This window comes from Streptococcus jiangnanensis (assembly GCF_040888325.1).
Taxonomy (GTDB): Bacteria; Bacillota; Bacilli; order Lactobacillales; family Streptococcaceae; genus Streptococcus; species Streptococcus jiangnanensis.
On the sequence record NZ_JBFNFF010000001.1, the window covers coordinates 261,713 to 283,494 of the forward strand.

Here is a 21,782-nt window from a genome sequence, read left to right on the forward strand (position 1 = left end):
TAACTCAAACGAACTAATGATCACTAAAGCGTCTGTATTCGATATGAAAGTCAAAGTAATGTTCATCTTGCAACTTCTGGAAGATGTCACGATAGGCTTCTTCGTCAAAGTGATCGCCACGATAGAGGATTTCAAAACTCAAACCATCGTACTCAAGGAAAGCGTTGGCTGTTTTAAAGCTATTTTGTCGATAGAAGTCCATTCTAGCCTTCCTTTGCTCCAAGTTATCGCATTCTTCATCTAATCGCTCGACTTCAAGCAACATGGTTCGCTGGTAAAACTCAATCAGCTTTTCGATAATTTCCTTTCCGTACCCATGGCTTCTCAGGTGGGGCATGATGGCAAAAAAGCTGATATAAAAGGCTTTTTGATTGGAGATGGCAAAAGCAAAACCAACAAACTCTTCTTGGTTATAAAAGGCAAAGAAGTGGGCGTCATCTCGGTTCTGGTAGCGTAAAAATTCGGATAAAGGCACGCGTTCCTCTTCGGGGAAGGCTTCAGTATTTAATTTTTCAACTTTTTCAAGATGCGGAAATGCATCGGTTATTAATTGACTGGTCAAACTCATAAATGACCTCCTTTTCTTGATTATAGCAAATTGTCTCTCGGTAGGCAATTGATTTCAAGCAATCCTTGTCGCTCCTCTAGAAAGCTGATATAATAGGTTTATGAATAAGAAAAGAAAAGTGGATTTGGTCAATGGCCCAATCCTTCCTTCGCTTTTAAGCTTTGCCTTTCCCATCTTGCTGTCTAATATCTTTCAACAGCTTTATAATACAGCTGACGTCTTGATTGTTGGGCGATTTCTTGGCCAAGAATCCTTGGCAGCAGTAGGAGCAACAACGGCCATTTTTGACTTGATTATAGGCTTTACGCTTGGTGTTGGAAATGGCATGGGGATCGTCATTGCCCGCTATTATGGGGCTCGTAATTTCACCAAAATCAAGGAAGCGGTTGCTGCAACCTGGATTTTAGGAGGACTTCTAAGTATTATAGTTATGCTGATGGGTTTTGTCGGTCTATATCCACTCTTGCAATATTTAGATACCCCTGCAGAAATCCTTCCCCAATCCTATCAATATATTTCTATGATTGTGACCTGTGTAGGCGTCAGCTTTGCCTATAATCTCTTTGCAGGGCTCTTGCGGTCTATTGGAGACAGTCTCGCGGCTCTTGGCTTCCTGATTTTTTCTGCTTTGGTTAATGTGGTCCTAGATTTGTATTTTATTACGCAACTGCAACTGGGAGTTCAATCTGCGGGACTTGCTACCATTATCTCACAAGGGTTATCAGCGGTTCTTTGCTTTTATTATATCCGCAAGAGCGTTCCAGAACTCTTGCCACAGTTTAAGCATTTCAAATGGAACAAGAGCTTGTACGCGGATCTTTTGGAGCAAGGTTTGGCCATGGGTTTGATGAGTTCCATTGTGTCTATCGGTAGTGTGATTTTACAATCTTCGGTTAATACCTTTGGAGCTGTGATTATTAGTGCCCAGACGGCAGCTCGACGCATTATGGCTTTTGCTCTCCTTCCGATGACGGCTATTTCTTCTGCTATGACGACCTTTGCCTCTCAAAATCTCGGGGCCAAGCGACCAGACCGCATTGTTCAAGGTCTTCGAATCGGCAGTCGCCTGAGCATGTCCTGGGCAGGTTTTATTTGTATTTTCCTCTTTTTTGCCAGTCCTAGCTTGGTTTCCTTCTTGGCCAGTTCGACGGATGGATACTTGGTAGAAAATGGTAGCCTCTACCTGCAAATCAGTTCAGTCTTTTATCCGATTTTGAGCCTTTTGCTGATTTATCGCAATTGCTTGCAGGGATTGGGTCAGAAAGTCCTCCCTCTAGTTTCTAGCTTTATAGAACTAATCGGGAAAATCGTTTTTGTGGTTTTGATTATCCCTTGGGCGGGCTATAGGGGAGTCATCCTCTGTGAACCTCTTATCTGGGTTGCCATGACCACCCAACTGTACTTCTCGCTTTTCCGTCACCCCTTGATAAAAGAAGGCAAGGAAATCTTGGTAGTTAAAGGACAATCCTAGCTGGATTTGCTGAATAAAATCCATTTCCTCTAGTGAAAATCGAAAAAACTTGTGTTATAATAAGAAAGATTAAAATGTGAAAAAAGGAGATTCCTAATGGGACGTAAATGGGCCAATATCGTAGCCAAGAAAACGGCTAAAGATGGAGCTAACTCTAAAGTATATGCAAAATTTGGTGTAGAGATCTATGTAGCAGCAAAAAAAGGTGATCCAGACCCAGAATCAAACACTGCTTTAAAATTCGTTATCGACCGTGCGAAACAAGCCCAAGTGCCGAAACACGTTATCGATAAAGCGATTGATAAAGCAAAAGGAAACACAGACGAAACCTTTACAGAAGGACGTTACGAAGGATTTGGACCAAATGGTTCTATGTTGATTGTGGATACCTTGACTTCAAACGTCAACCGTACCGCAGCCAATGTCCGTGCTGCCTTTGGTAAAAACGGCGGAAACATGGGTGCTTCAGGTTCGGTTTCATATCTCTTTGACAACAAGGGTGTTATCGTATTTGCAGGTGAAGATGCGGATGCTATCTTTGAACTTTTGCTCGAAGCAGATGTGGATGTGGACGATGTAGAAGCAGAAGAAGGAACAATCACTGTTTACACAGCTCCAACAGACCTTCACAAGGCTATCGTTGCCCTTCGTGAGTCTGGTATCGAAGAATTCCAAGTGACTGAATTGGAAATGATTCCTCAGTCTGAAGTGGAATTGTCAGGCGAAGACCTTGAAACCTTTGAAAAACTTTACAGCGTTCTTGAGGACGACGAAGATGTACAAAAGATCTACACAAACGTAGATGGATTCTAATAGAAAAACGAACAGTTTTACTAGCTGTTCGTTTTTTTGATATTTGAACTTAGACTCTGGTTTCAGAATCGTTTTGTTTCTTGCTTTTTTCTAGACCTAGACCGACTGCATGTTTTTGGACGAGCAAGAGCTGTCCATTGTCCTGTTTTGCAAAAGTTAAGGTAACAGTCTTGATCTTGTCACCAATGGAGATATAGGTGATTTTTCTCGTATCGTACCCTCCGATAGTGGAGTCAAACTCGGAGTCTGGTAGTCCGTGTTTTTTGATAATATCCTTGTAGTTGGTACCACCTTTTCCTTTGTTGTCAAGGTCACCTTCGATTAAGGCGTCGAACTGTTCCTGGGTCCAGGTGAAGTTATCGTCTTCTTCCTCCTCTGGGATAGAATAGGCGCTATCATCTGTCAAGTCGCTTTCTTCTTCGCGTTCCATTGAGGAACTTGCCTCTCTATAGGAACGGTTAAACTCCCTGACAAACTCTTTGTAGACATTAGCGTACAGTACCTGGGTCGTAAAGAAAAGTACAACTGAAGCAACTGCGAGGGATGTTCCGATAATGGCCATTGTTTTTCGTTTTTTGAGGTTGACGATAAGGCCGATAATCCCCAAGATAAATGCGACGATGGCGATGAAAAATGATAGATAGTTAATAAACGGGATCCAGGATCCTAAAAGTGCGATGGCTCCAAAAATGGTTGCCAAGATTCCTAAAACTCTTTGTTCTTCTGGTTTCATTTGAACGTTTTCTCCCTTCATCGAGTGAATGGATTTCTATCCACAGTAGTTAGTGCTTATTATAGAAAAAATATTGCCTAATGTCAATTTAAACTAAAATAGTTCTCATGGAAACTTTTTTCTTGACATCTCCTCTGAAAATGATAAAATAGTTCTCATGGAAACTTAAGTAGTTCTCCAGAGAACTATATTCGATCGTGAGAAAGGAGCAATCATGGACAAGCCGATGTTAATGTTCAAACGTTTTGGACACCAGGTTCATCTGATGGTACAGAAAGAAGCCAAGCGATGTGGCATTGAATTTATGGGTGGACCGCAAGGGCAGGTTCTGCGTTTTTTAGATCATTGTGAACAAGAAGAGGAACTGATCTTGATTAAGGATATCGAGCAGGAACTCAATATTACCAAATCTGTGGCGAGTAATCTAGTCAAGCGTATGGTGCAAAATGGTTTGGTTGAGTTAGAAGCGAGTCCGAGCGATAAGCGGGCAAAATTTGTTCGCCTGACGGAGAAATCGCGTTCGCAGATGCAAGAAGTTAAGGCTTTTTTTGATCGGATTGATCAGAGCCTACTAGAGGGGGTTTCAAAGTCAGACTTGGCAATCTTTGAAAAGGTACTCGGGCAATTGCAAGAAAATGTTGAGAAGATAGGAGGAGAGAATGAAGAAACTCGCTAAACGTATTACAGGAAAAGAGTGGGGGATGATTCTACTCACTGTTCTTTTCACTTGTTTCTCGGTCTATCTCGAGTTAGAAGTGCCGACCTATATTTCAGAAATAACAGAATTGATTGGAACACCGGGTACGGAGTTAGGACAACTATGGTCTCCTGCTACCAAGATGATGGGCTTATCTCTCCTAGCCTTTCTGTCTTCTGTAACAGTTGGATTTTTTGCTTCTCGTGTTGCAGCGTCTTACACGACTCACTTGCGAAGAGATATTTTTAATCGTGTTCTAGATTTTTCGCAAACGGAAATCAAACGTTTTTCAATCCCCAGTCTTTTGACTCGAACGACCAATGATATTACGCAGGTTCAGATGCTCTTTACTATGGGCTTACAGGTAGTGACTCGTGGGCCGATTATGGCCATCTGGGCCATTGGAAAAATCCTTGGGAAGTCGGAATACTGGCTCTGGGCAGTAGTGGTGGCCGTCATTGTCAATGTCTTGATGACCACTGTTCTCATTACTCTAGCCTTTCCAAAACAATCTGTCATTCAAAAATTGACAGATAAACTCAATAGCATCACCCGTGAAAGTTTGACTGGGATTCGAGTTGTTCGTGCATACAATGCGGAAGATTACCAAGATAAGAAATTTGAAGCAGCCAACGATGAGGTAACACGTCTCAATCTCTTTGTCAATCGATTGATGGCGATTATGAACCCGATTATGATGGCGATTTCCAGTGGATTAAGTTTAGCCATTTACTGGATTGGTGCCTATATCATCAACGACGCAAGTTTGACAGAACGTCTACCACTCTTTAGTAATATGGTGGTCTTCATGTCCTATGCTATGCAGGTCGTGATGGGATTCCTTCTCATGGGAGCACTCTTTATCGTTCTTCCTCGTACCTTGGTTTCGGCAGGACGTATCAATCAAGTATTGGATCTGCATTCTTCTATTGAAAATCCTAGTCATGCACAGACAGCGGATCCTTCAGTTCAAGGACAAGTGGAATTCCGTGATGTGACTTTCCGCTACTCTAAAAACTCAGAAGCAGTCGTGGAACATGTCACTTTCAAAGCAGAAACAGGTCAAACCGTGGCCTTCATCGGATCGACTGGATCAGGTAAGTCTACGCTTGTCAACCTCTTGCCACGTTTTTACGACGTTTCAGATGGAGAAATCCTAGTGGATGGTGTCAATGTGCAAGATTATGACTTGGAAGATTTGCGCAATAAGGTCGGTTATATTCCACAAAAAGCTGTACTCTTTTCTGGAGATGTCAAGGGGAACTTGGACTTTGGTAAGAGCAAAGAAACTCCTCTAAGCGAAGCTGCTATGTGGCAAGCCTTGGAATTGGCCCAGTCTAAAAGCTTTATCGAGGAAAAGGAAGCAGGACTTGAATCAGAAGTGGCCCAAGGTGGAACCAACTTCTCAGGAGGTCAAAGACAGCGTTTGGCCATTGCGCGTGCCTTGGCTCGTAAACCAGAGATTCTTATCTTTGATGATTCCTTCTCAGCCTTGGACTACAAGACAGATCGTGTCCTACGCCAAGAACTAGCTGAGAAAACAAAATCCATGACCAAGCTCATCGTAGCGCAACGGATTTCTACTATTATGGACGCCGACCTGATCTTAGTTTTGGATCAAGGAAAAGTCGTGGGACAAGGCACCCACAAGGAACTTCTTGCAACCAACGAAGTCTACCAAGAAATTGCCTACTCACAACTATCGAAGGAGGAATTGGAACATGGAAAATAAAAAAGTTTCGGTCTGGAAACAGTGCAAACCTTATATGGCAGGCCTCCAACTCCCTCTCCTAATAGCAGTTGTGGCTGCAGTCATTTCAAGTATCATTACCGTTTATGGTCCAACTAAGATTAAAGAAATTACTAACTTGATTTCAGATGGTTTGGCTACAGAAATCGACCTGGTAGCTGTGTCAAACATTGCTAGCTTTTTAGTGATTCTCTATGTATTTGGCGCCATTCTTAACTATACACAGGCCTATATCTTTTCAACGAGTATCCAACATTTTTCAAAACGCTTGCGGACGGCTATCGCTGAAAAGATTAATCGTTTGCCACTTGGCTATTTTGACCGTCATTCACAAGGAGATACCCTTTCGCGCGTGACCAATGATGTGGATATAGCAGCGCAATCTCTCAACCAAAGTCTAGGGACAGTTCTTTCAGCTAGTTTCTTGTTGATTGCTGTCTTGGTGACCATGTTTGGGATGAACTGGATTTTGGCATTGGTAACAGTTGTATCAACCCTTGTTGGTTTTGCGGCGGTTTCCGTAATCATGGCCAAGTCACAGGGGTATTTCAAAGCCCAACAAAATAATCTAGCAGCCGTCAATGGTTATGTGGAAGAGATGTACTCTGGCCATAATGTAGTGACCAGCTACAACGCAGTGGACACCTCCAAAGCGAGATTTGCAGGTTTAAACCAAGACTTGCATGACAGTATCTGGAAATCTCAATTTATCTCTGGTATCATGATGCCAGCCATGTTCTTTGTTGGAAACTTTAGTTATGTCTTAGTCATCATCGTTGGGGCCGCGCTGGCGTTAGAAGGACATATTACGATAGGGATTATTGTAGCCTTTATGGTTTACGTACGGACCTTCTCTCAACCTCTGTCACAGATTGCCCAAGGGATTACGAGCTTGCAACAAGCGAGTGCAGCCATGACTCGTGTATTAGAGTTTCTAGCTGAAGCAGAGATGCAGGATGAATCTCATAAGGACAGAAAATTGAGCAACATGAAAGGGGAAGTAGTCTTTGATCATGTGTCCTTTGGATATACACCAGAGCGCACCATTATCCATGACTTTTCTGCGACAGCTCATGCAGGTCAGAAGGTTGCTATCGTTGGACCGACTGGGGCTGGGAAGACAACCATTGTCAATCTTTTGATGAAGTTCTATGAGATAGATAAGGGAAGTATCCGTATCGATGGTGTCGATACCAAGGACATGAAACGCTCAGAAGTACACGATGCCTTTTCAATAGTCTTGCAGGACACTTGGCTCTTTGAAGGAACGATTCGAGAGAACCTGATCTATAATCAGACAGACATCAGTGATGAACGAATGATGGAAGCCAGCAAGGCTGTGGGAATCCACCACTTTATCATGACCTTGCCAGATGGCTACGATACTGTTTTGGACGACACCTTGACCTTGTCTGTCGGACAAAAACAGCTCTTGACCATTGCTCGTGCTTTGCTAAAAGATGCGCCACTCCTAATTCTGGATGAAGCGACATCCTCAGTCGACACACGTACAGAGGAGTTGATTCAGAAAGCCATGGACCGTTTGATGGAGGGACGCACATCCTTTGTCATCGCCCACCGCTTGTCAACTATTCGTAATGCCGATTTGATTCTTGTCATGAAAGATGGCAATATCATTGAACAAGGAAACCATGAGGAACTGATGGCACAAGGTGGCTTCTACGCTGACTTGTACAATAGTCAATTTACAGAAGACGAAGCAGAAGAATAAATCAAAAGAAGGCTTGACGGCCTTCTTTTTCTGCACTATACTAGAAGACAAACGTCTCACCTGTAGACGAAAACAAGGTAATGAATGAGAAATTTAATGAAAAATTATCAAGAATGGTATCGAAATATCAGCTCCAGGCTCACCAGCCATCCCACCCTTCTATTTCTGTTACGCAGTTTTAATCGCTTGATGACGGTCGCCATGCCCTTGGTCTATCTGATTTTGCTAGTCACCACTTACCTGAAACTAGGACTGGCTCAGCAAGTTGGGGTTTATGTGCTTATTCCTGCATCAGGTTTTGTGATTTTGTCTCTTTTTCGTAAGAAAATCAACCACCCGCGACCTTATGAAACTTGGGATATCTGTCCCCTGCTTGACAAGGATAGCTCGGGACAGTCTATGCCCAGTCGCCATGTCTTTTCAGCAACCATTATTTCCATGGCCTGTCTGCATGCTAGTCTACCTGTTGGCTTAGCATGCTTGCTCTTTTCAGCTTTGCTGGGCTTGGTGAGGGTTTTAGGGGGTGTTCATTATCCCAAGGATGTCATCGCTGGCTATGCTTGTGGTATGGTGTGGGGCTTCCTTTTCTTCCTATTCTGACATGTAAGTTAAGCTAGTCCTACAACCACTTACTGCTTCAAATTGACCACTTGCTTTTTTGCCCTTGTATTCCTAACTTAGCTTTGATATAGTAGAGTCAGAAAGGAGATGTGATGAAGTTACGAATTGAGATTGACGGCAATTTAGAGGAGACTGAAATTGTCATCAAGACCCCCACTTTGACAGATGAAATTGCAGACTTGCAACGACTTTTGCAAGAGTCAAAGGCTCCGAGGTTGACTTTTTACAAGGGGACAGGTGAATATTATCTAGACCTGTCAGAAATTCTCTTCTTTGAAACAGAAGGGAGCAAGATCTACGCTCATAACCAGAAGGAAGCCTATGAAGTTCGTCTCAAACTTTATGAGTTGGAGTCTATCTTGCCTCGCTATTTTAGTCGAGTTTCCAAGTCAACGATCGCAAACATCCGTCAGATTTACTCAGTGGACAAGTCCTTTTCAGGAACGGGGACCATTTCCTTTTATCAGACGCACAAGGAGGTTCATGTCTCACGGCATTACCAATCCCTCCTAAAAGAAAATCTAAGAAACATGAGGTAAAAAAGATGAAAAAGAAAGCATTTGGTATTGTTTTATTGGTTTTAGCAGCTTGGATCTTGCTGCAAGGGAATTTTGGAATTCCTTCTTTGGATGGCAAGATATGGCCTTTACTAGGTATTGTTTTTTTTGCTTACCAATCAGTTGAAGCTTTGCTTCGTCGTCATCTAACATCAGCAGTTTTTACCGCTCTAGTAGCCTTAATGATTGCGAATCATTTTTATAACATTTTTCCTATTCCAAACCAGTCTTTGTTTTGGGCTAGTATCTTAGCAGTTCTAGGTGTCGGTTATCTTACTCACTCAAGTAAGTTCTGGAATGAAAAAAAATGGTGGTACAATGGGAAAAAAACAGTCGTCACGGATAAGGAAGTCGCTTTTGGTAGCGGGACCTTCTATAAACAGGATCAAGATCTCGTAGATGACCAAGTGGAAGTCGCTTTTGGGGATGCTAAAATCTACTATGATAATGCAGAGATGTTAGGTGATTTTGCGACTTTAAATATTGAAGTGGCTTTCGGGAATGCAACCGTCTATGTTCCACAACACTGGCGTGTCGATTTGAAAGTAGAAACATCCTTTGGTGCAGCTAAGGCAGACGCTCCTGTAGCACCAACAAACAAAACCTTGATTATCCGTGGAGAAGTCGCTTTTGGTAAACTTGGAGTTGTTTACGTTAAATAAAAAAAAGTCTCCGAATTTCCTTGCCAAAATAGAGAAAGTGTGATAACATAGTACGGTATGTGGTGCTAGCACATCCGCTATATTAGATCTAATAGGAGGAAAACACAATGGCTAAAGTATGTTACTTTACAGGTCGTAAGACTGTATCAGGAAACAACCGTTCACACGCGATGAACCAAACAAAACGTGCCGTAAAACCAAACCTTCAAAAAGTTACGGTTCTTATCGATGGTAAACCTAAAAAAGTTTGGGCTTCAGCTCGTGCTTTGAAATCAGGTAAAGTTGAACGCGTTTAATAAAAATGAAAAGACCGCTTAGGTCTTTTTCTTTTGCTCTAAGGATAAAACCATTTGAAAAATAGAGCAAATATCCGCAGATACAGCATTCTGCTTTTACACTTGGGCTGAAATATGATAAAATAGAGTATCAACTAGTTGAGGTAAAAAAAATGACTGTAAAGATTAATACAAAAGATGGTCAAATCGAACTGACTGATGAAGTGATTGCAACCATAGTAGGTGGTGCCGCAACTGAGATTTTTGGTGTGGTCGGTATGGCTAGTAAAAATGCCCTCAAAGACAATTTCCAAGCCCTCCTTGGTAAGGAAAATTATTCTAAGGGTGTTGTTATAAAAGCAGCCGAAGATGGTAGCATTGCAGTTGATGTTTATACCGTATTGAGCTACGGAGTAAAGATAAGCGAAGTGTCAAAAAACATTCAAGAGCGTGTTCGTTTTAGTTTAGAAAATCAACTAGGAATTACTGCTCAGACTGTGAATGTCTACATTCAAAATATCAAAGTTGTAGGAGAATAATCGTGTCAAAAATTACTACCAGTTTATTCCAAGAGATGGTGCAGGCTGCATCAACTCGTTTGAATAAGCAAGCAGAATATGTCAATTCATTGAACGTCTTTCCAGTTCCAGATGGAGATACTGGGACAAACATGGGAATGACCATTGAAAATGGTGCCAAAGAAGTAGCAGACAAGCCTGCTTCTACTGTTGGAGAAGTAGCGAGCATTCTTGCTAAAGGTCTCTTGATGGGTGCGCGTGGGAACTCAGGGGTTATCACTTCTCAGCTCTTCCGTGGCTTCTCTCAGGCTATCAAGGAAAAAGATGAATTAACAGGTCAAGACTTGGCTCTTGCCTTCCAATCCGGTGTCGAAGTAGCTTATAAAGCGGTTATGAAACCAGTTGAAGGGACCATTTTGACTGTTTCTCGTGGAGCGGCTATTGGGGCTAAGAAAAAAGCCGAGGAGACAGATGATGCTGTTGAGGTCATGCGTGCAGCCTTGGAAGGCGCGAAAGCAGCTTTGGCTAAGACACCAGAAATGCTTCCAGTCCTTAAGGAAGTTGGTGTGGTAGACTCAGGTGGTCAAGGTTTGGTCTTCATCTACGAAGGATTCCTTTCAGCTCTTACTGGTGAATACAGTGCTTCTGAAGACTTTGTAGCGACTCCTGCTAACATGAGTGAAATGATCAATGCAGAGCACCACAAGTCTGTAGCAGGGCATGTGGCAACTGAGGATATTACCTTCGGTTACTGTACAGAGATCATGGTAGCCCTCAAACAAGGTCCAACTTATTCTAAGGACTTTGACTATGATGAATTCCGTAACTACTTGAATGACTTAGGCGACTCACTCCTTGTTGTCAACGATGATGAGATCGTCAAAGTTCACGTCCATACAGAAGATCCAGGTCTTGTCATGCAAGAAGGTCTCAAATATGGTAGCTTGATCAAGGTAAAAGTGGACAACATGCGTAACCAACACGAGGCGCAAGTTGAAAAAGAAGCAAGTCAAGGCAACAAGCCTGCTGCAACAAAAGAGTATGCCCTTATCGCAGTAGTAGCTGGTCAAGGTTTAGCAGATATCTTCCGTGCCCAAGGTGTGGATTATGTCATCGAAGGTGGTCAGACGATGAACCCTTCAACAGAAGACTTTATCAAGGCTGTTGAACAGGTCAATGCTCGCAACATTATCTTCTTGCCAAACAACAAAAATATCTTTATGGCAGCTCAGTCTGCGGCTGAAGTGCTTGAACAACCAGCTGTTGTGGTAGAAGCACGTACAATTCCTCAAGGATTGACCAGTCTTCTTGCCTTTGATCCAAGCAAATCAATCGAAGAAAACAAAGAACGCATGACTGTAGCCCTTGGTGATGTCATCAGCGGTAGTGTAACAACTGCCGTTCGTGATACAACTATCGATGGATTAGCAATTCATGAAAATGACAATCTTGGTATGGTAGATGGGAAAATCCTCGTGTCAAATCCTGACATGCACCAAACCTTGACTGAAACTTTGAAGCATATGTTGGACGAAGACAGTGAAATCGTGACTTTCTATGTCGGAGAAGACGGAAGCGAAGAACTTGCCAATGAAATTGCCCAAGAAATCGCAGAAGAATTTGAAGATGTTGAAGTTGAGATTCACCAAGGTCAACAACCTGTATATCCATATCTTTTCAGTGTGGAATAATCGTGAAAATTAAATGAAAACAACAGAAGGAAGCTGGTTTTACAGCTTCCTTTTTCTATGCAAACGGAGTTATAAAGAAATTTATGTAGAAATGAACATTCTATTGGAAATTCTATTTACTATAAGTTATAATGATAAAGCTGTTATGTTAGATTAAGTATGAATATAAAGGAGAAATGATGAAGAAAAAATTTTTTAATCAATCTTTTTCCCGCTTTTCAATTAGAAAGTTAAGTGTTGGGACCTGTTCGGTATTGCTAGGAACCTTTATGGTGATGGCTACTTCACCAGTGCAAGCAGATGAAGCTCAAGTCAACAATAAGGAACAACAAACGCAGGCGGAAATTCAACAGAAGGAAAAAAGTGCTGAGAATGGGCAGGAAGTTATTTCTGAACCTCAAAAAGAGGTGACACAGAACGAAGCAGTTAAGGACCAGAAGGATAAAACTGAACCGTCCAAAACAGAAGTATCTGCACCAGTTGCTCAGAGCCAACCAGTTTCTCAAATTGACAATACGAAGGAAGCGAGTCAGCCTTCTTTAGAAGAGGAGAAAAAGCAATCTCTTGAATCAACTCCAACTGAGCAGAAAAGCAAGGAAGAAAGCAGTTCTAGCGGAAAAACTTCTTCTAGGCGCAAGAGATCGCTAGATGAAGTCAATGCTGCATTTAAAGCTCATTCGCCAATCAAGGATATCCATGCAGTAGATAGTGTCCGTGAATCCTTGACATTTAGTATTACTGGGCATGAAGCAGACTATTCTGGTGGGTATATTAAAATTCATTTCCAAAATGGTAAGGCGATTAAATTGACCCCTTCTCCAGTCGGTGGTGTAAAGTTCAGCCAAGAAAAAATAAATGGAGACCTTGATTTAAAGATAGAACCTGCAAATCTGAGAGGTGGAGCAAACTATAACTTCGTCTATACTTTTCAGATAGATCCTTTGACTCAGAACTGGGGAGGTGCTGTCCAAGCCATTGGGCCAGACCATAAGGTGACCGCAACTGCTAAGCTCTATGACAAAAATGGCAATGTCCTCAAAGAACTTGGAAGCATTGAACACACGTGGAAAGTCTTAGAAAACGGTGTAGGGGGTCTGACACCAATGTCTAACAATCAGGTCATTGGCTACGATCGAAATAACGATGGTATTGTTGACGAAGATTCGTCTGTTGTATCCTACTATCTATTTAATGGTGCGAAAGATCCTAAGAATAATACGGCAAGAAATGATTACTTCAACTATGGGAATGGTGTCTTTGATGGTCGTATGATCAATGGTATGGGGATTAGTGATGTTGGTGGGCATATTATTGATCCTATCACATCCTATACCTATAATATAGAGTTAAAAGAAGGCTATGAGCTGACAGATGAAGCCAAAGCTCTAGGATGGACTGCCGATGCGACGGGTTACCATCTGACCATTAACAGAGCTAACAATCCGCTTCAAGATGTTAATAACAATAAAAACAAGCTCATTCCAATTTCTTTCAAGTTAAAGAATGCCAAAGTAGCAGATATTAATAGAAAAGCGCAAAACCTAACTGTGACGGGTATCTATACAAAAGCAGATGGGACTAGCTATCAAAATACGGTCGTTCTGCCTTATACTCTCCTTGTTCAAAAAACAGACCAGTCAGAGTCTTCTCTCTTTGAGTTTAGACACTATAATCAGTCTGACTCGGAGATAATTCGTTCTTATGGTGAAACAGAATACCGTTCTAATGTTCGACTTTCATCAGTCGCAGAGGTTGAAAAAGATTATCCTATCAATGACTACACGGTCACCCATAAAATACAGGATTCACGAGAGTCTTATCGAGAAGTAAACGTGATTGAGGAGCGTCAATGGAATGAAATTTTCTCTTCACCGGACGCATCCGTAGAAGTATACAATAAAGCTACAGGTGAGTTATTAGGTACTTTTAATAGTAACACCCGTAGTCTACGATTGACGGAAGAGCAAGATGTGAAGGAACTGGAGTACAAGTTTAAAAATATCAAGATGAGGAAGTCCTCAACCAATGATACTTCGGCATTTTTTTTCCAGACAAAAACACGTTTTAATAATTGGGAAAGTCTCTATAAAGATTCGACGATTAGTAAGTTGGATTCTAGAACGGATTTCACTTTTAAGAATACTGGCAACACTGTTTCCTTCTCTCAAACGGCTTCAGCCGAATTGACGCGTGTTGTCCAGCAAATTTCAATGATTGGGCGAGCCCGAACAGATGTTTTCAATCGACATACAGATGCTTCTGGTTTTAAGCAAGATTTTATCACAAGGACTGCGGGTAAAGACACCCCTACTCAGAACTTCGCAAACTTGACGGGAGTTTACTATCTGGCTTATTTGGCTGATCCACAATTAAACTTTAGTGGAAACCCTAATTTTAAGGTTTATTATAATTACAAAGATACTGGGAAAACTCTCTACTATGCCCAAGTAAAGGGGACTCCAGACTCCCCTATGCCTCCAACGCTTTTGAAGTTGGAAAACAAGACGATTCCAAATGGGACCTATACCTATAAAGCGATTGCTTTCTGGGATGAGGAACTTCCTGACGTTCAAGCTCAGAATGGTTACGACTTGGGGGAGCTTGACGGCATTACAGTTACCTCGAAAAATTCAGTTTCTTATGACTTCGATGTGATCGTACAGGCTTCTGAAGCGAGTGGTGTCTACTCTGAAGTGAAGAGAGCTACAAATCAACACTTTGCCTACAATACCCAAGAGCACTATCCTGGTGATGAGATTGATTTCAGAGTGACCTATAAAAACGCATCTAAACAGCCGGTTTCAGACGTTTATGTTTTGTCATCCTTGCCGATGAAAGCTGATAAACAGCTAGAATCCAGAAATCGTGGTTCTGGATTTACAGTGAGTTTGACAAAAGCTTTAACACCACCTTCAGGCTGGGAAGTTCAATATAGTCGTACTGCGGGCACTGCTACAGAAATTAATGCTTCACAATGGCTCACAGCAGATCAAGTGTCGGATTGGTCAGAGATTCGTGCAGTTCGTTGGCATTCGACTGCTCCGGTTGCTGCTGGAAGTAGGATTCAGTTTCCTATTGATGGAGCAGTTATCGGGCAAGATACTGCCCCAGGTGCTACGGCTTATCTTTCTTCGGCACTGGCAAATGACAGTTCCAAGTACACTGAGTCCAATAATGTTTCAATCCAAATGTCTACCAAACTGTCATCTGCAAGTTTTACCTTTGTGGATATAAACGATCCGTCTAAGGAAGTACAACTAGGACAGGTAGACACAGTTGTAGGAAAACCAAACGGACCAATTTCTTATGATCCTGCTCGTCGAATTAAGGAATTGGAAGATGCAGGATATGAACTGATCAGTAACGATTTTACAGATCATACCTTTGGTGATTCGGCTAGTCCAAAACAATTCAAGTTTCAGTTTAGACACAAGATTACAGAACTAACCGAAACTGTTCGTGGAACTCGCGAGGTTGATTTTGAATATCTCAAAAAAACAAACCATTCTGATTTATCACTCCTTCCTCCAAAACATGTTGAGACTCATTCGTTTACTCGCACGAAGAGAATTGACCAGGTTTTGGCGAAACGGCAACCAAATGATGCGACAGCTGGTGTGACATACTCAGCCTGGTCTGCAGACCAAACTTGGTCTCAAGTGATTTCTCCTGAAATTCCTGGCTATTATCCAAGAGAGGATATTGATGCAAACACAATGTCGGGAGAAGGAGCTCTCTATGAATATTTAATGAACGCGGATGATCCTAGAGATGAAGAGTTGGAAAAGGAATTTACCTGGTATCGGGTGGTGTATTATGTTCCGCTTCCAGTTGTCCCTTCAGCAAGTGCAGCGAAATCTAAAGGCATTCAAGGGCAGAAGCAGGCAGCAACGATTCACTTTGATGACGATAGAGCAAGCGAGAGCGAGGTTCACTTTACAAAAGGTACAACAACCATCAATGGAGCAAAGAAATCCGTTGAACTAGTCCGAAGCAGTGTCTTTCTTTATGATGAGAATGGACAAAAGGTAACTTCGCTAACCATTGCCAACCAAGGGACGTACGATTTAGATCTTGTAAATAAAACAATTGTCTTTACTCCACTGAAAACCTTCTATGGTCCGGCAACTCCAGTTCAAGTTGGAGTGGTGGATAAAAATGGAGAGTCGGCTGTAACGACCTACACCCCAGTTGTTGAAAGAGTAACACCAACAGGTTCAGGTGATAAGACAGAAGGTCTACAAGGTCAGGTCCAAGAAGGTAAAGTGACCTTCACACCAGGCCATGATTCAGTTCCATTCCCAGCTGATTCAACCCCACTATTTGACAATGGTACAACTGTGAAAGAAGTACCAAATGTTGGTAAGTTCGAAGTGGATGCAGATGGTAAGGTAACCTTCACCCCAGATAAGCAATTCAAGGGGGAAACACCAGAACTTGAATTGACTCGTGTGGATGCCAACGGAACTCCTGTTACAGTCAAGTACCAAGCGGTGGTGAAAGAAGTAGTTCCAACCAGCACTAACGCAACCAGCACAGGCCCTCAAGGTGTTCCTCAAACAGGCGCCCCAACTTTCCAAGGTGGTGATCCACTGGTTCCAATCGATGAAACAGTAGAGCCAACTTTCGCAGATGGAAGCAAGGAGAAGACTATTCCAGGTCAAGGAACCTACACGATTGCGCCAGATGGTACAGTGACCTTCACACCAGACAAGCAGTTTGTCGGAAACCCAGATCCAGTCACAGTCAAACGCGTAGATAAGAATGGGACTCCAGTTACTGCGACCTATAGTCCAGAATTTACGAAAGTGACACCAACAGGAACTGGCGCAACGAGCACAGGTCCTCAAGGACTTCCACAAACGGGTACTCCAACCTTCCAAGGTGGCGATCCACTGGTTCCAATCGATGAAGCGGTTGAGCCAACCTTTGAAGATGGAAGCAAGGAAAAGAATATTCCAGGCCAAGGAACCTACACGATTGCACCAGACGGAACTGTAACCTTCACACCAGACAAGCAGTTTGTAGGGAATCCAGATCCAGTTACAGTGAAACGTGTGGATAAGAATGGCACTCCAGTTACTGCGACTTACAGTCCAGAATTTACGAAAGTAACACCAACAGGTTCAGGTGATAAGACAGAAGGACTTCAAGGTCAGGTCCAAGAAGGCAAAGTGACCTTCACTCCAGGCCATGCCTCAGTTCCATTCCCAGCTGATTCGACTCCACTATTTGACAATGGTACAACTGTGAAAGAAGTACCAGATGTTGGTAAGTTCGAAGTGGACGCAGACGGTAAGGTGACCTTCACTCCTGATAAACAGTTCAAGGGCGAAACACCAGAGCTTGAATTGACTCGTGTGGATGCCAATGGAACTCCTGTTACAGTCAAGTACCAAGCAGTGGTGAAAGAAGTAGTTCCAACTAGCACTAACGCAACCAGCACAGGTCCTCAGGGTGTTCCTCAAACAGGCACCCCAACCTTCCAAGGTGGCGACCCACTGGTTCCAATCGATGAAACAGTTGAGCCAACCTTCGCAGATGGAAGCAAAGAGAAATCTATTCCCGGTCAAGGAACTTACACGATTGCGCCAGACGGAACAGTAACCTTCACTCCAGACAAGCAGTTTGTAGGCAAACCAGATCCAGTCACAGTCAAACGCGTAGATAAGAATGGCACCCCGGTAACTGCGACATATACCCCAACAGTGACCAAGGTAACCCCAATAGGAACTAACGCAAACAGCACAGGTCCTCAAGGACTTCCACAAACTGGTACTCCAAGCTTCCAAGGCGGTGATTCACTGATTCCAATCGATGAAACAGTTGAGCCAATCTTCGCAGATGGAAGCAAGGAAAAAGTGATTTCAGGTCAAGGAACTTACACGATTTCACCAGATGGAACTGTAACTTTCACGCCAGACAAGCAGTTTGTTGGAAACCCAACTCCGGTCACAGTCAAACGTGTAGATAAGAATGGCACCCCAGTTACTGCGACTTACAGTCCAGAGTTTACTAAGGTAACTCCGACTGGTTCAGGTGATAAGACAGAGGGTCTGCAAGGTCAAGTCCAAGAAGGTAAAGTGACCTTCACTTCAGGCCATGACTCAGTTCCATTCCCAGCTGATTCAACTCCACTATTTGACAATGGTACAACCGTGAAAGAAGTGCTAAATGTTGGTAAGTTCGAAGTGGACGCAGACGGTAAGGTGACCTTCACTCCTGATAAACAGTTCAAGGGTGAAACACCAGAACTTGAATTGACTCGTGTGGATGTCAACGGAACTCCTGTTACTGTCAAGTACCATGCGGTGGTGAAAGAAGTAGTTCCAACCAGCACTAACGCAACCAGCACAGGCCCTCAGGGTGTTCCGCAAACAGGTACTCCAACCTTCCAAGGTGGTGATCCACTGGTTCCAATCGATGAAACAGTAGAGCCAATCTTCGACGATGGAAGCAAAGAGAAGTCTATTCCAGGTCAAGGAACTTACACGATTGCATCAAATGGAACTGTAACTTTCACGCCAGACAAACAGTTTGTTGGAAACCCAGATCCAGTTACAGTGAAACGTGTGGATAAGAATGGTACTTCAGTTACTGCAACCTACAGTCCAGAGTTTACGAAAGTAACACCAACTGGTACAGGTGATAAGACAGAAGGTCTGCAAGGACAGGTCCAAGAAGGTAAAGTGACCTTCACTCCAGGCCATGACTCAGTTCAATTCCCAACTGATTCAACTCCACTATTTGACAATGGTACAACTGTGAAAGAAGTGCCAAATGTTGGTAAGTTCGAAGTGGACGCAGACGGTAAGGTGACCTTCACTCCTGATAAACAGTTCAAGGGTGAAACACCAGAACTTGAATTGACTCGTGTGGATGTCAACGGAACTCCTGTTACTGTCAAGTACCATGCGGTGGTGAAAGAAGTAGTTCCAACCAGCACTAATGCAACCAGCACAGGTCCTCAGGGTGTTCCACAAACAGGCACTCCAAGCTTCCAAGGTGGTGATCCACTGGTTCCAATCGATGAAACAGTTGAACCAACCTTCGAAGATGGAAGCAAAGAGAAGACTATTCCAGGCCAAGGAACTTACACGATTGCCCCAGACGGAACTGTAACTTTCACGCCAGACAAACAGTTTGTTGGAAACCCAACTCCAGTCACAGTCAAACGTGTGGATAAGAATGGCACCCCAGTTACTGCGACTTACAGCCCAGAGTTTACTAAGGTGACTCCAACTGGTAAAGATACTTCTTCAGTTAACATTAAGGGTCTTGTTCAAACAGGTACGCCAACATTTGAAGGTGGTAATCCGCTTGTTCCAATCGATGAAACTGTGGCGGCGACATTTGAAGATGGAACAACTGAAAAAGTGATTCCAGGTGAAGGAACTTATGCAATCTCACTAGATGGCATCGTCACCTTCACTCCAGAAGCTAATTTTGTAGGAAAAGGAACAGGCGTAACGATTGTCCGCAAGGATAAGAATGGTACTCCAGTTACTGCAAGCTATCGCCCAACAGTTGTAGATCCATCTACTGGTCATGACACGACTTCTACAGGAGCAAAAGGCCAACCACAAGTGGCAACACCAACGTTTGAAAGACATATCGATAGTACAGTTCCACCAACCTTTGAGGATGGCAGCACGACTATGATTGTTCCGGGTGAAGGAAGCTATACAATTGATAAAGATGGTCAAATTACCTTTACTCCAGAACCAGACTTTGTTGGTACAGCTAAAGGATTGGTTGTGAAACGTCTGGATATGTATGGAAATGTAGTTACTGCTCGCTACACACCAACTGTCCTTGGACAAACACAAGTGAGTGATGCGACATCAGAAGGTCTTAAAGGTCAAACTCAGACTGGTAAACCAAACTTTACAGGTGATGTCGATCTGACAGTTCCGCCAACCTTTGAAGATGGAACAACTGAAAAAGTCGTTCCAGGTGAAGGAACTTATGTAATCTCACCAGATGGCACCGTCACCTTTACCCCTGAGGCAGACTTTGTAGGACAAGCCAAAGGTGTGAAAGTGATCCGTAAAGACCGTAATGGAAATATCATTTCAGGATTCTATACTCCAACAGTAGTAGAACTTCCAGAGCAAGTGAAGCCGTCTGATAAAAAAGAACTTTCAGTACCTGATTCGAAACCAGATCAATTGACCCAAAACATCTCTGTAGAAAAAAATCAACTTCCAAATACAGGAAGTCAAGAAGATGGTTTGAAAAATCTAGGAATTCTGACAGCCCTAGCAGGTGCCATGACACTTGGATTGCTAGGTAAAAAGAAACGAAACGATGAATCAGACTAATCATTTTTAAGAACCGAGAAATCGGTTCTTTTTTATGACATTTGTCATATTTCCTAGTGACAGAAGCATCTAGCTCAGTTAACTTCAAAGGACTATAATTGAAGTATGAAATGGAGGAAGAAAAAATGAAAAATAAAATGATTGTCGCAGTGAGTTTAGTAGCAGCAGGAGTTATGACCTATCTCATGTTTTCAGGATTGGACGAGGGTTTCTATCATTTTCCTTGGGAGCTCTTTGCTGGCTTTGGAATGATGTCTTGGCTTGTCAGAGAAGGTTTGAAATTAGTCAGAGATGTAAAAAAGGAGTTTGAGGAATGAAAAAAGCAATCATCTGTCTCTTTATCGGCCTGTCACTCTTGGTATGGTTAGTGGAAATGTTTACTGGTTGGTTTGACCAAACCGTGCTTCGCCAATTTATTCGTGGTGCTTGGGGTTTTGGGTTTATGATTTTCGTCGTTTTCCCTATGGGAATGAAGTGGTTGAAAGGAGAATCTCATGACTGTGATTAAAGTTGAGAAATTGAGTAAGAAAATAAAAGACAAGGAGATCTTGCGGAACATCTCCTTTGAAATCAACGATGGTGAATGTGTCGCCTTGATCGGACCTAACGGAGCAGGTAAGACGACCTTGATTGATTGCCTCTTGGGCGACAAGTTCGTGAGCTCAGGTCAGATAGCTATTCAAGGCTTTGCACCAACAGATCCTCGATTAAAGCAGCTTATTTCTATCTTACCTCAAGAAAATACGGTGGTTCAAGACTTGAAAGTGAAAGAACTCTTATCCTTCTTTCAATCAATCTATCCAAACAGTCTCTCCAATCAAGAAATTGATGACTTGCTGAGATTTTCGGACAAACAGAAAAATCAGCTGGCGGGCAAGTTGTCTGGTGGGCAAAAACGTTTGTTCTCTTTCGTGTTGGCTTTAATCGGTCGTCCGAAAATTCTATTTTTGGACGAACCAACTGCTGCCATGGATACCTCGACACGTCAGCATTTTTGGGAAATTGTCAATCGGTTAAAGAAAAATGGTGTCACCATTGTCTATTCTTCTCACTATATCGAAGAGGTAGAACATACGGCTGACCGCATTTTGGTGCTCCATAAGGGAGAATTGATTCGCGATACGACGCCTTATGCTATGCGTGGTGAAGAACAGGAAAAACACTTTACCGTGCCTCTAACTTATCAGGAAGTTATCAGCACTTTGGACCAGATTCAAGGGCTTGAAATCAAGCAAAATGCTCTTTCCTTCACAACCAAAGAAGCCAGCCAGGTATGGAAAGTCTTGCAAGAACAGGGCTGCATGATCGAAGAAATTGAAGTTCGCAATCGAACTCTCTTAGACAGTATCTTCGAAACGACTCAAGACTAA

General features: G+C 42.7%; 17 protein-coding genes. 15 read left to right on the top strand and 2 right to left on the bottom strand.

Translation table 11 applies throughout. The features are described 5' to 3' along the window. Positions 1-13: 13 nt before the first annotated feature. Positions 14-568 carry a GNAT family N-acetyltransferase gene (locus tag AB2B49_RS01260; RefSeq protein ID WP_049505414.1) on the bottom strand — a complete coding sequence of 185 codons (555 nt, stop codon included), beginning with the start codon at positions 566-568 and terminating at the stop codon, positions 14-16. A gap of 100 nt (positions 569-668) precedes the next feature. Here AB2B49_RS01260 and AB2B49_RS01265 point away from each other — a divergent pair, with 100 nt between their 5' ends. Together AB2B49_RS01265 and AB2B49_RS01270 are read left to right on the top strand one after the other, a co-directional pair. Continuing rightward, positions 669-2,039: an MATE family efflux transporter gene (locus AB2B49_RS01265; protein WP_320691839.1), complete on the top strand. Its 1,371-nt coding sequence runs from the start codon at positions 669-671 to the stop codon at positions 2,037-2,039. A 96-nt stretch (positions 2,040-2,135) separates the two neighbouring features. Continuing rightward, positions 2,136-2,852 (top strand): YebC/PmpR family DNA-binding transcriptional regulator, encoded by a 717-nt coding sequence (locus tag AB2B49_RS01270; RefSeq protein ID WP_000532891.1) that lies wholly within the window; start codon positions 2,136-2,138, stop codon positions 2,850-2,852. Positions 2,853-2,901: 49 nt separating this feature from the next. Here AB2B49_RS01270 and AB2B49_RS01275 read toward each other — a convergent pair whose 3' ends face one another. Then, on the bottom strand, positions 2,902-3,606 hold the full coding sequence (locus AB2B49_RS01275; RefSeq protein ID WP_320691840.1) for a CD20-like domain-containing protein: 705 nt from the start codon (positions 3,604-3,606) through the stop codon (positions 2,902-2,904). A 193-nt stretch (positions 3,607-3,799) separates the two neighbouring features. On the opposite strand from AB2B49_RS01275, the gene AB2B49_RS01280 reads away from it, so the two are divergent. From AB2B49_RS01280 to AB2B49_RS01340, 13 genes are all read left to right on the top strand, one after another. Continuing rightward, on the top strand, positions 3,800-4,261 hold the full coding sequence (locus AB2B49_RS01280; RefSeq protein ID WP_000360519.1) for a MarR family winged helix-turn-helix transcriptional regulator: 462 nt from the start codon (positions 3,800-3,802) through the stop codon (positions 4,259-4,261). Continuing rightward, a complete protein-coding gene (locus tag AB2B49_RS01285; protein WP_049505410.1) occupies positions 4,245-6,014 on the top strand; it encodes an ABC transporter ATP-binding protein in 1,770 nt (589 codons plus the stop codon). Before AB2B49_RS01280 ends, AB2B49_RS01285 begins: the two co-directional genes overlap by 17 nt. After that, the gene (locus AB2B49_RS01290) at positions 6,004-7,764 is read left to right on the top strand and encodes an ABC transporter ATP-binding protein (RefSeq protein WP_049505409.1); all 1,761 of its coding nucleotides are present in this window, start codon (positions 6,004-6,006) and stop codon (positions 7,762-7,764) included. Before AB2B49_RS01285 ends, AB2B49_RS01290 begins: the two co-directional genes overlap by 11 nt. A gap of 96 nt (positions 7,765-7,860) precedes the next feature. Then, positions 7,861-8,364 (top strand): phosphatase PAP2 family protein, encoded by a 504-nt coding sequence (locus AB2B49_RS01295; RefSeq protein WP_049505408.1) that lies wholly within the window; start codon positions 7,861-7,863, stop codon positions 8,362-8,364. 113 nt (positions 8,365-8,477) lie between these two features. Then, entirely contained in the window at positions 8,478-8,924 is a 447-nt protein-coding gene (locus AB2B49_RS01300) for a LytTR family DNA-binding domain-containing protein (RefSeq protein ID WP_000776591.1), read from the top strand. Positions 8,925-8,929: 5 nt separating this feature from the next. Beyond that, on the top strand, positions 8,930-9,604 hold the full coding sequence (locus AB2B49_RS01305) for a LiaF transmembrane domain-containing protein (protein ID WP_000725755.1): 675 nt from the start codon (positions 8,930-8,932) through the stop codon (positions 9,602-9,604). Positions 9,605-9,711: 107 nt separating this feature from the next. Next, on the top strand, positions 9,712-9,900 hold the full coding sequence (gene rpmB / locus AB2B49_RS01310) for a 50S ribosomal protein L28 (RefSeq protein WP_001140948.1): 189 nt from the start codon (positions 9,712-9,714) through the stop codon (positions 9,898-9,900). Between the two features lie 152 nt (positions 9,901-10,052). Next, positions 10,053-10,418 (top strand): Asp23/Gls24 family envelope stress response protein, encoded by a 366-nt coding sequence (locus AB2B49_RS01315; RefSeq protein ID WP_000216429.1) that lies wholly within the window; start codon positions 10,053-10,055, stop codon positions 10,416-10,418. Positions 10,419-10,420: 2 nt separating this feature from the next. Next, positions 10,421-12,088: a DAK2 domain-containing protein gene (locus AB2B49_RS01320; protein WP_308697350.1), complete on the top strand. Its 1,668-nt coding sequence runs from the start codon at positions 10,421-10,423 to the stop codon at positions 12,086-12,088. 176 nt (positions 12,089-12,264) lie between these two features. Further along, positions 12,265-20,412 (top strand): YSIRK-type signal peptide-containing protein, encoded by an 8,148-nt coding sequence (locus AB2B49_RS01325; protein WP_320691841.1) that lies wholly within the window; start codon positions 12,265-12,267, stop codon positions 20,410-20,412. Between the two features lie 110 nt (positions 20,413-20,522). Beyond that, positions 20,523-20,729 (top strand): hypothetical protein, encoded by a 207-nt coding sequence (locus AB2B49_RS01330; protein ID WP_000390738.1) that lies wholly within the window; start codon positions 20,523-20,525, stop codon positions 20,727-20,729. Continuing rightward, positions 20,726-20,920, top strand: a complete 195-nt coding sequence (locus AB2B49_RS01335) for a hypothetical protein (protein ID WP_070567316.1) — start codon at positions 20,726-20,728, stop codon at positions 20,918-20,920. Before AB2B49_RS01330 ends, AB2B49_RS01335 begins: the two co-directional genes overlap by 4 nt. After that, positions 20,907-21,782: an ABC transporter ATP-binding protein gene (locus tag AB2B49_RS01340; protein WP_084945093.1), complete on the top strand. Its 876-nt coding sequence runs from the start codon at positions 20,907-20,909 to the stop codon at positions 21,780-21,782. Before AB2B49_RS01335 ends, AB2B49_RS01340 begins: the two co-directional genes overlap by 14 nt.

Excerpts from the sequence above, each read along its gene's own strand:
- rpmB (WP_001140948.1), top strand. The coding sequence starts at position 9,712 with ATGGCTAAAGTATGTTACTTTACAGGTCGTAAGACTGTATCAGGAAAC.
- AB2B49_RS01270 (WP_000532891.1), top strand. The coding sequence starts at position 2,136 with ATGGGACGTAAATGGGCCAATATCGTAGCCAAGAAAACGGCTAAAGAT.
- AB2B49_RS01305 (WP_000725755.1), top strand. The coding sequence starts at position 8,930 with ATGAAAAAGAAAGCATTTGGTATTGTTTTATTGGTTTTAGCAGCTTGG.
- AB2B49_RS01330 (WP_000390738.1), top strand. The coding sequence starts at position 20,523 with ATGGAGGAAGAAAAAATGAAAAATAAAATGATTGTCGCAGTGAGTTTA.
- AB2B49_RS01265 (WP_320691839.1), top strand. The coding sequence starts at position 669 with ATGAATAAGAAAAGAAAAGTGGATTTGGTCAATGGCCCAATCCTTCCT.
- AB2B49_RS01280 (WP_000360519.1), top strand. The coding sequence starts at position 3,800 with ATGGACAAGCCGATGTTAATGTTCAAACGTTTTGGACACCAGGTTCAT.
- AB2B49_RS01325 (WP_320691841.1), top strand. The coding sequence starts at position 12,265 with ATGATGAAGAAAAAATTTTTTAATCAATCTTTTTCCCGCTTTTCAATT.
- AB2B49_RS01340 (WP_084945093.1), top strand. The coding sequence starts at position 20,907 with ATGACTGTGATTAAAGTTGAGAAATTGAGTAAGAAAATAAAAGACAAG.
- AB2B49_RS01335 (WP_070567316.1), top strand. The coding sequence starts at position 20,726 with ATGAAAAAAGCAATCATCTGTCTCTTTATCGGCCTGTCACTCTTGGTA.
- AB2B49_RS01290 (WP_049505409.1), top strand. The coding sequence starts at position 6,004 with ATGGAAAATAAAAAAGTTTCGGTCTGGAAACAGTGCAAACCTTATATG.
- AB2B49_RS01285 (WP_049505410.1), top strand. The coding sequence starts at position 4,245 with ATGAAGAAACTCGCTAAACGTATTACAGGAAAAGAGTGGGGGATGATT.
- AB2B49_RS01275 (WP_320691840.1), bottom strand. The coding sequence starts at position 3,606 with ATGAAGGGAGAAAACGTTCAAATGAAACCAGAAGAACAAAGAGTTTTA.
- AB2B49_RS01260 (WP_049505414.1), bottom strand. The coding sequence starts at position 568 with ATGAGTTTGACCAGTCAATTAATAACCGATGCATTTCCGCATCTTGAA.
- AB2B49_RS01315 (WP_000216429.1), top strand. The coding sequence starts at position 10,053 with ATGACTGTAAAGATTAATACAAAAGATGGTCAAATCGAACTGACTGAT.
- AB2B49_RS01300 (WP_000776591.1), top strand. The coding sequence starts at position 8,478 with ATGAAGTTACGAATTGAGATTGACGGCAATTTAGAGGAGACTGAAATT.
- AB2B49_RS01295 (WP_049505408.1), top strand. The coding sequence starts at position 7,861 with ATGAAAAATTATCAAGAATGGTATCGAAATATCAGCTCCAGGCTCACC.